The organism is Streptomyces jumonjinensis (assembly GCF_009600885.1).
Taxonomy (GTDB): Bacteria; Actinomycetota; Actinomycetes; order Streptomycetales; family Streptomycetaceae; genus Streptomyces; species Streptomyces jumonjinensis.
This window is the reverse complement of record NZ_VCLA01000169.1, coordinates 1-1,201: the sequence shown is the minus strand read 5'-3', so window position 1 is coordinate 1,201 and position 1,201 is coordinate 1. Positions and strand designations below refer to the sequence as shown.

The window sequence follows — 1,201 nt, the reverse complement described above, 5'->3', positions numbered from 1 at the left end:
CACCCTCCTCACGTCCGCGCTCTCCGTGACCGCCGCTCTCACCCTGACGGTGGCCGGTGCGACCCCGGCCAGCGCCCTCAAGATCGTCTGTGTGGTCAACGGCGTGAGCATGTCCGGGTCCGTCATCAACGGCACGAACGGACCCGACACCGTCACCTGCCGGGTCTTCGGGAACGCCGGCCCGGAGGTCACCGTCAACCTCCTCGGCGGCGACGACACCTTCACCTTCACCACCGACACCATCCTCGCCGGGACTGTCATCAACGGCGGCGACGGCAACGACACCTTCAGCGGGAGTGATTCCACCAGAAGCTTCGGCACCATCACCGGCGGCAACGGCAACGACACCGTCTCCATCGTCAATACCGGGAATGTCCTCACCACTCAGCCGGGCGGCGTCATCGACACCGGCCCGGGCGCCGACACCGTCGACGCGGCAACCCAGGAGCTCAAGGGAACGATCCGCACCGGCACGGGCAACGACAGAATCGACATGCCCGGGGGGAACGGCGGGGAGATCGACACCGGGGACGGCAGCGACACCATCACCCTCGACAGCAGTGGCGGCTTCAGCCTCGGCGGCACCGCCAACGGCGGCCGGATCAACAGCGGCCCGGGCCTCCTGGACACCATCACCCTGATCGGGGGCAACGGTCTCACGCTGGACGGCCAATTCGCGATTCCGGGGGGAGTCGGCAACACCGGCTTCGTCAGCGCGGGCGATGGAGGCGTCGACAACATCACCATCCGCGGCGGCAGCGGCAGCAACGGCGACGACGACCTGCCCGAGAGCCGGGTCGGAGGGGTCGCGAACATGGGCCGGGTATTCGGCGGCCCCCTCGTCGACACCATCCGCCTCATCGGCGGCAACGGCGGCCCCGACGGGCCGGGCGGCGCGGCCAACGTAAGGGTCGCTGTCTATGAGCCCGGGGAGGTCAACGGCGGCAACCTCATCGACGTGATCACGCTCACCGGCGGCCAGGGAGACGACGGCAACGGCCCCCGGGCGGCCAGCAACACGCCGGGAGCCACGGTGAACGGCGACGGCGACGGCCAGGAAGGCGGCGTACTCGACGGCGGCGTGTGCACCTTCAACCCCGCCAACCAGGGCACCGTCACCAACTGCGTCACCACCGGCTGACCCGCCCGGACCTCACCCGCACAGCACCCGCCCCTCTTCCCGGAATCGCTGGAGGCATCA

The 1,201-nt window shown here is 69.8% G+C and carries 1 protein-coding gene; it reads left to right on the top strand.

Annotation, left to right across the window (positions count from 1 at the left end; translation table 11 throughout):
• Window positions 1-1,141: hypothetical protein (locus FF041_RS38140; protein WP_194292166.1), on the top strand; the 1,141-nt coding region annotated here is incomplete at its 5' end.
• Window positions 1,142-1,201: the final 60 nt, after the last annotated feature.